Here is a 7,178-nt window from a genome sequence, read left to right as displayed (position 1 = left end):
CCTTTATCTTTATCCAGTAAATAAATTTCATCCTGCATTATAAAACGGAAGGCCTGCGGATTATCAACTTTCATATTTAACATAATTTAACCAAAAATACCTATTCCTGTTGAAGCATTATAAGCATATTCGCACAACAGGTTAATTATACATTATTATTAATAAATTTTACCGAAATTTGCATTTTTAACGGATAAATTATCCGTAATATTAGTTTAACAATTACATGAGAAAAATCGGACTGTCCATTCTAAATATTTTTATATTTCTGTCATTTGCCCAGGCACAGGTACGCACACTTGATAAAATTGCTGCAGTTGTAGGCAGCAGTATTGTTTTACAATCAGATATCGAGCTGCAATATGCACAATACCTGGTGAGTGGCCAGCAACCAAATCCAAATATCAAATGCATCATATTACAAAACCAGCTTACTCAAAAGTTGCTTGCCCAGCAAGCGGTAATTGATAGCGTGCAGGTAAAGGATGAAGAAGTTGATGGCGAGGTTGACCGCCGTATGCGCAGCTTTATACAACGTGCAGGCAGCCAGGACAGGTTAGAACAGTTCCTGGGTCGTTCGATTATTCAATATAAGGATGAGCTTCGCCCGGATATTAAGGAGTCTTTAATTGCGCAGCGCATGAGGTCAAAAATAACCGAAAAGGTAAACACTACCCCACAGGATGTTAAAAAGTACTTCGAAGCGATGTCTAAAGATAGCCTGCCTACCTATAACAAAGAAATTGAAGTAGGCGAGATCGTATTTTCTCCAAAACTAAACAAGGAAGAAAAAGAATTTTATAGGCAAAAAGCTGAAGACTTAAGGGCAAGGGTTAAAAAAGGTGAAGATTTTGCTACCCTGGCCAGGTTGTATTCGCAAGATCCGGGATCTGCGCCTGAAGGTGGCGACCTGGGCTTCTTTGACCGTACAGCAATGGTTAAGGAATTTACCGCCAATGCTTTTAAACTAAAAGCAGGTGAGGTATCGTCTGTGTTTGAAACAGAAAATGGCTTCCATTTTTTACAAGTGATAGAGCGCCGTGGCGAACAGGTGCATGCACGCCACATATTAATTATTCCGGTAACTACCCAGGCAAGTTTAGATAGGGCAAAAACCACTGCCGATAGCGTTTATACCGCCCTGATGGCCGTAAAGAAATTTGATTTTTCAAGTGCTGCATCATTCTACTCTGATGATAAAGAAACAAAATTTAATGGTGGTATGATGCTGAACGCGGATAACGTTCAAACACGCTCAACTTATATCCCAACAGATAAGCTTGACCCACAGGTTGCATTACTTACCGATACCATGAAAGTGGGTTCAATTTCAAAACCACAATTGTTTAACGACCCGCAAACCCGCAAACAAAGCTATAAGATTTTATACCTTAAATCGGTTACCAATGCGCACAAGGCTAACCTTGATCAAGATTTTGCCAAATTAAAGGAGGACGCTATGAACGATAAACTTAGCCGTACTATTAGCCAATGGTTTGATAAACGCCGTAAAGAAACCTTCATTAAAATTGATGCTGAATACCAATCTTGTCCGCCATTAAAGGGATGGGTAACAGCCGAATCAACCGCACAAGCCAAAACTGAATAACGTATGCAATACCGCTCAGATGTTGAGGCTGCCGATGCATTGAAGAACGCCTATCAGCAAATTCGTGCCGAAATAGGAAAAGTTATAGTTGGCCAGGATGAAGTAATTAAATTTGTACTGATATCCATTTTCAGCAACGGGCATTGCCTGCTTGTTGGCGTACCCGGCCTAGCAAAAACCCTGCTGGTACAAACAGTAGCACAGGTATTAGACCTCGATTTTAAGCGTATACAATTCACCCCCGACCTAATGCCATCTGATATTATAGGTTCGGAAATATTAGGCGAAGACAGGAACTTTAAATTTATACGCGGCCCGGTATTCTCTAACATCATATTGGCCGATGAAATAAACCGTACACCGCCAAAAACGCAGGCCGCTTTATTAGAGGCCATGCAAGAAAAATCGGTTACCGCGGCGGGTGTTACGCATACTTTAGCTAAACCATTTTTTGTATTAGCTACCCAAAATCCAATTGAGCAGGAAGGCACCTATCCGCTACCCGAAGCCCAGCTGGACCGTTTTATGTTTAATGTGGCGTTGGATTATCCTACCTTTAAAGAGGAGTTGCAGGTTGTTAAAAACACCACCAGTACTACGCAGGCGGTTGTTCATAAACAACTTAACGCTACGCAGATCATTTACTTCCAGCAATTGGTAAGGAATATCCCCGTTAGCGATAATGTTTTGGAGTACGCTGTAAAGCTGGTTTCAAAAACACGCCCGAACAGCGAGTTTGCAAGCCCGCAGGTTAAACGTTTATTAAACTGGGGCGCAGGCCCGCGTGCATCACAATTCCTTATCCTTGGGGCTAAATGCCACGCCGTGCTTAACGGAAAGTATTCGCCGGATATTGAGGATGTGCAGGCAGTGGCTAAACCAATATTAAGCCACCGCATAGTACGCAGCTATCACGCCGAGGCCGAAGGCTTTTCGGCCAATGATATTATTGAGCAGTTATTTTAAGCTTTCAGATTAGTCTTCCACTGTAGAGAATATCTCCAACAACATATTCCACCTGTGGTTAGCATCTATTTCCCAGATACGTACATAGTTGTAGTTATTTACAATATTTCCTTTTTTGATACGGGCGGTACCATAAGTGTATGCCAGATCGTTACTTGTTGAGCGGCCTACGTTTACAGTTTCGGCAGATATGCTAATGCCTTCGTTATCCAAAAATTTTAAGATCCTATCAGTACCGGTCATTGGTTCAAAGCCGGGGAAGTAATAACGCGCCTCGGGACTTAAAAACTCTTTATAAGCCGCCAGTGCCGATAATGAAAGCGAATGATTAAAGGTTTTATCAGTAGCCATCAAAATATTTTTTCCTGCAAATGGGTCTTTACTTGGTGCTTTTTGTTTTGACAGATCAGGCTCTTTAAAATCGATAACAACATTCTGCTCTGGCTCCGGGTGTTGTATGCCAAGGTCTACAAGCAGTTTAAATTTACCATCAGCATTATCCAAACGCCATATAGAAACATAGTCGCCATAAACTTTATCATCATCTGTTTTACCATTTTGGTAAACGTATGGGCCCGCGGTGAAGCCAAGATCGCCATTGGCAGATATCCGCGCGAGTTTTGGCTGCCAGCTTAGTTTGCCTGGTTGTTTATCAATGCCGTTATAAAAATCGTTTATTTTAACAGCGTTTGGTTTAAACACAATTCCTTCAGCATCGGCAACCGCTAAAAAGCCGTCTTTAATGCCTTTGCGTTCAACTAATTTATTAAAATTTTCTTCGGCAGATACAACTGTACCCACTTCAACCTTAGTTTGTGATATGGCAGAAAGGCTAAAGCCTGATAATATAATAGCAGCTAATAATGATCTTTTCATGTTAACGTAGTATAGATTTGGTTGGGCAATTTAATATATTTTAACTAAAGCCAGCCCGGGCAAAATTGTTTTAACACTTCTTAACTTTAAATTCTTATCCACTTAGCCTCACCTAAATCCTCTCCAATGGAGAGGACTTGAACTTCGTACTGTTTGAACCCCTCTTCTTTGGAGAGGGCAGGGTGAGGCTAACTTCTTAACTTTAAATTCTTATCCAGTCGGTAGTGCCTTGTTTATTATCGTTTAATTGAAAACCAATGCTTTTAAGTCCTTCTCTTATCTTGTCAGATGTAGCGTAGTCCTTATTTGTCTTGGCTTCGTTACGCAATTTTATAACCAGGTTCATCAGGTCATCGGTATCCGCGTTTTCATTATCATCTTGCTTCAATCCTAAAACATCAAAAAAGAAATCGTTATAGGTTTTCTTCATCCGATCAAATGTTTCTGCTGATATTTCGCCCGAATTACGGTTAGCTCCCGAATACGAATTGATCCATTTAGATAAATTGTTTAAAGCATCTAACGTTTTAGGCGAATTAAAATTGTCATTCATCCCGTGGTAGCAATCATTGCAAATGTCATTTATCGCCTTATCGGTTTCTTCATCCACACTCGTTATCGCATTCTGTTGAAGCGTTACCAGCTTTTTAGCAGACTCTGCCAGTTTCTTGTAGAAGATCTCTGCAGCCTCAATAGCCTCGTTCGAGAAATCTACCGTGCTGCGATAGCTGGCCTGCATAAAAAAGAACCTTACCGTCATAGGGCTGTAGCCTTTCTTCAATAAAGGATGAGTACCTAAAAATAATTCGTGCGGCAAAAAGCTGTTCCCTAATGATTTTGACATTTTTTGCCCGTTGGTGGTCAGCATATTGGTATGCAACCAATACGAGGCTGGGTTTTTACCGCAGCAAGCCACGTTTTGTGCTATCTCATTAGTATGGTGGGTTGGCATTAGATCTATACCGCCGCCATGTATATCAAACTGATGGCCAAGGTACTTATTACTCATAGCCGAGCACTCTAAATGCCAGCCCGGGAAACCCAATCCCCATGGTGATGGCCATTTCATTAAATGCTCTGGTTTAGCTTTTATCCAAAGGGCAAAGTCAAGTTTGCCATGTTTTTCGTTTTGCCCGCCCAGGTTACGGGTATTATTCAGCATATCTTCCAGCTTGCGGCCGTTCAAGATGCCATAATCTTGTGTTTGATTATATTTTTCTACATCAAAATATACCGAACCATCAACCTCATATGCATAGCCTTTTTCAAGGATATCTTTTACCAATTCTATCTGTTCAATAATATGGCCGGTTGCGGTAGGCTCAATACTTGGCGGCAGCGCGTTAAATACCTGCATTACATTATGAAAATCTACCGTGTACTTTTGTACAATTTCCATAGGCTCTAATTGCGCTATTTTGGCCTTTTTTGAGATCTTGTCTTCTCCCTCGTCTGCATCACTTTCCAGGTGGCCGGCATCGGTTATGTTACGTACATAACGCACTTTATAGCCCAGGTGTAACAGGTACCTGAATATTAGGTCGAAACAAATAAATGTGCGGCAGTTACCTATATGCACATCGCTATAAACAGTGGGGCCGCAAACGTACATACCCACGTGACCAGGGTTTAGCGGTATAAATTCTTCTTTCTTACGTGTTAAGGTGTTGTAAACAAATAATTTTTGTTCCATGTGCGCAAACTTACAATTTTAGGCGTGCAGTTTAATTTGATGATGTTATTTTAATACCAGTACCGTGCTTAAAGGATAATGATCTGACAATTTTTTTTCGATGATCTTATATTCCGTAACATTAAATTGCGGGCTGGTCATTACATAATCTATCTGATAGTTAGGGAAGGCGCCATTATAGGTTCGCCCCAACCCTGCCCCCTTCTCCCGGAAAGCATTTTTTAATCCCTTAGCCATCTGGTTCACCGCGAAGGATGATGGTGTGTCGTTAAAATCGCCTGATATAATATATGGATAAGGGCATTTTTTTGCATGATCTTTTATGATAACAACCTGATCGCTGCGTTTCTGAAAAGCAGTTTTCAGTTTCCAGCCCACGCGCTTGGTAGCAGTCATATCTGTTTTGCCCTTTGATGACAAGTTGCCCAGGTAAATATAATCCTGCGGGTCAAAACTGATAGATTGCAGGTGCACACTATACATTCTAAACATACTACCATCTTTTTCAACATCAACATAAATACACTGGTTACCGCTTCCTTTAAATGATAGCTGCACAAGCCCATGGGACTTTATAGGGTATTTTGAAAAAATTGCCATCCCTATTGATTCATTAGAACTTGCCATTATAGGTTCAAAATAATAATGACCCGCCCCCATTATTTTGTTAACCGAATCCAGCATATCATATTCTCCCTTTTTACGGGTAAGAAATTCTTGTATGCCGATTATATCGGGCTGTTGCTCTTTTATAACATCCAATATTTCGTGCTTGGTAGATATATCGTTACCAGCCCCGTAACGTTTAAAATCGTGCACGTTATAGGTCATTAACCTCAATGTTTTTTGATTAGTTGCTGTACTTTCGCTGTTTGGCAGGCGTATCCCAACATTATTTTTCAGCACATTCCATCCTATTAATATTACTACTAATGATAAGCATATATACCGGCTCCTGCGCAGCAGCCAGTAAAGCATTATTACTAAATTAGCTAATAATAAAGGTGGATAGGCCAGCCCGAAAAAAGCGAAAAGCCAAAACTTGCGCGGGTCGATATACGGGGCGAGGTAGCTAAACAGCAAAGCCAGACATAACAAATAGTTTATCCACAAAAATACTTTATCAATAAAGGGTAAATTTCTTTTTTTAGCCTTCATTGTTGTTGCTTGCTCTGAATAAGGTTTCTTTTTCCTGCTTGGTTAAACTTTCATAACCACTGCCCGATATTTTATCAAGGATGCGGTCTACTTCATCCTGCCGGGGTACGGTTGATGCTTTTTTTTGCGGCCCATTGTGGCTAACCACCTTCATTTTTGGTTTTGCTTCAAATAGTTTACTAATAGAGCCTATCCAATCGTGGCCTCGTTGCAGTTGTTTTATGTAGATAAAACCTAATAAAGCACCGCCAAGGTGGGCAATTTCTCCACCCGCATTACTGCCTGCAATACCTAAAAAATCAATTATCACATAACACAGCACCAGCCATTTTAATTTTACAGGGCCTATTAGTATTAAAGAGATAGTATAATTTGGCAGCAAAGTAGCCGTGGCTACCACAATAGCCATTACGCTTGCAGATGCACCAACCAAAGGAGCGCCTGCAGCCGTGTTTATGCTTGCAAAGGCAGGCAACAGGTTATAGCAGGCAACAAACAATAAACCGCCGGCAAGGCCGCCAAATATATACAGGCCTATGGTGCGTTTATTGCCAAGGTATTCTTCAAATATCTGACCCATCCAATAAAGCCATAACATATTAAACAGGATATGAAAAATACCGGCATGCATAAACATGTAGGTAAAGGGTGTCCAGAAGCGGTAAAGTAGCTTTGGAAGATAGGAGGGTAAAAGCAAATACTCGTTTGTATAGGCTAAAATTGTACTGTTACCAAATCCGGTAAATAGCTGTTCTATAATTGCAGTAGCATTAATAGCTAAATAAACAATAACGTTTATGCCAATAAGCAGGCTAACCTTATTGCCCGATTTTAACAGCTTGTATTGAATATCTTGCCACAGGGTGCTCATACTAT

The 7,178-nt window shown here is 40.6% G+C and carries 6 protein-coding genes; 2 read left to right on the top strand and 4 right to left on the bottom strand.

Annotated elements, in window-relative coordinates:
- Positions 1-226: 226 nt before the first annotated feature.
- Both JWQ85_RS11255 and JWQ85_RS11250 read left to right on the top strand, forming a co-directional pair.
- Positions 227-1,609, top strand: a complete 1,383-nt coding sequence (locus tag JWQ85_RS11255) for a peptidylprolyl isomerase (protein ID WP_299467930.1) — start codon at positions 227-229, stop codon at positions 1,607-1,609.
- Between the two features lie 3 nt (positions 1,610-1,612).
- A complete protein-coding gene (locus JWQ85_RS11250; protein WP_299467928.1) occupies positions 1,613-2,575 on the top strand; it encodes a MoxR family ATPase in 963 nt (320 codons plus the stop codon).
- A gap of 9 nt (positions 2,576-2,584) precedes the next feature.
- Here the strand turns inward: JWQ85_RS11250 and JWQ85_RS11245 are convergent, their stop codons facing one another.
- The 4 genes from JWQ85_RS11245 to JWQ85_RS11230 all read right to left on the bottom strand — a co-directional run bounded on the left by JWQ85_RS11245 (position 2,585) and on the right by JWQ85_RS11230 (position 7,173).
- Positions 2,585-3,451, bottom strand: a complete 867-nt coding sequence (locus JWQ85_RS11245; protein ID WP_299467926.1) for a DUF4440 domain-containing protein — start codon at positions 3,449-3,451, stop codon at positions 2,585-2,587.
- 202 nt (positions 3,452-3,653) lie between these two features.
- The gene (cysS, locus tag JWQ85_RS11240; RefSeq protein ID WP_299467924.1) at positions 3,654-5,144 is read right to left on the bottom strand and encodes a cysteine--tRNA ligase; all 1,491 of its coding nucleotides are present in this window, start codon (positions 5,142-5,144) and stop codon (positions 3,654-3,656) included.
- A 45-nt stretch (positions 5,145-5,189) separates the two neighbouring features.
- A complete protein-coding gene (locus JWQ85_RS11235; RefSeq protein ID WP_299467922.1) occupies positions 5,190-6,302 on the bottom strand; it encodes an endonuclease/exonuclease/phosphatase family protein in 1,113 nt (370 codons plus the stop codon).
- The gene (locus tag JWQ85_RS11230; protein ID WP_299467920.1) at positions 6,292-7,173 is read right to left on the bottom strand and encodes a rhomboid family intramembrane serine protease; all 882 of its coding nucleotides are present in this window, start codon (positions 7,171-7,173) and stop codon (positions 6,292-6,294) included. The genes JWQ85_RS11235 and JWQ85_RS11230 overlap by 11 nt, the downstream gene beginning before the upstream one ends.
- Between the last annotated feature and the right edge of the window lie 5 nt (positions 7,174-7,178).

This window comes from Mucilaginibacter sp. (assembly GCF_028288105.1).
Taxonomy (GTDB): Bacteria; Bacteroidota; Bacteroidia; order Sphingobacteriales; family Sphingobacteriaceae; genus Mucilaginibacter.
The sequence above is the reverse complement of the archived record's forward strand: the minus strand, read 5'-3'. Positions and strand labels throughout refer to the sequence as shown.

Excerpts from the sequence above, each read along its gene's own strand:
- JWQ85_RS11255 (WP_299467930.1), top strand. The coding sequence starts at position 227 with ATGAGAAAAATCGGACTGTCCATTCTAAATATTTTTATATTTCTGTCA.
- JWQ85_RS11250 (WP_299467928.1), top strand. The coding sequence starts at position 1,613 with ATGCAATACCGCTCAGATGTTGAGGCTGCCGATGCATTGAAGAACGCC.
- JWQ85_RS11245 (WP_299467926.1), bottom strand. The coding sequence starts at position 3,451 with ATGAAAAGATCATTATTAGCTGCTATTATATTATCAGGCTTTAGCCTT.
- cysS (WP_299467924.1), bottom strand. The coding sequence starts at position 5,144 with ATGGAACAAAAATTATTTGTTTACAACACCTTAACACGTAAGAAAGAA.
- JWQ85_RS11235 (WP_299467922.1), bottom strand. The coding sequence starts at position 6,302 with ATGAAGGCTAAAAAAAGAAATTTACCCTTTATTGATAAAGTATTTTTG.
- JWQ85_RS11230 (WP_299467920.1), bottom strand. The coding sequence starts at position 7,173 with ATGAGCACCCTGTGGCAAGATATTCAATACAAGCTGTTAAAATCGGGC.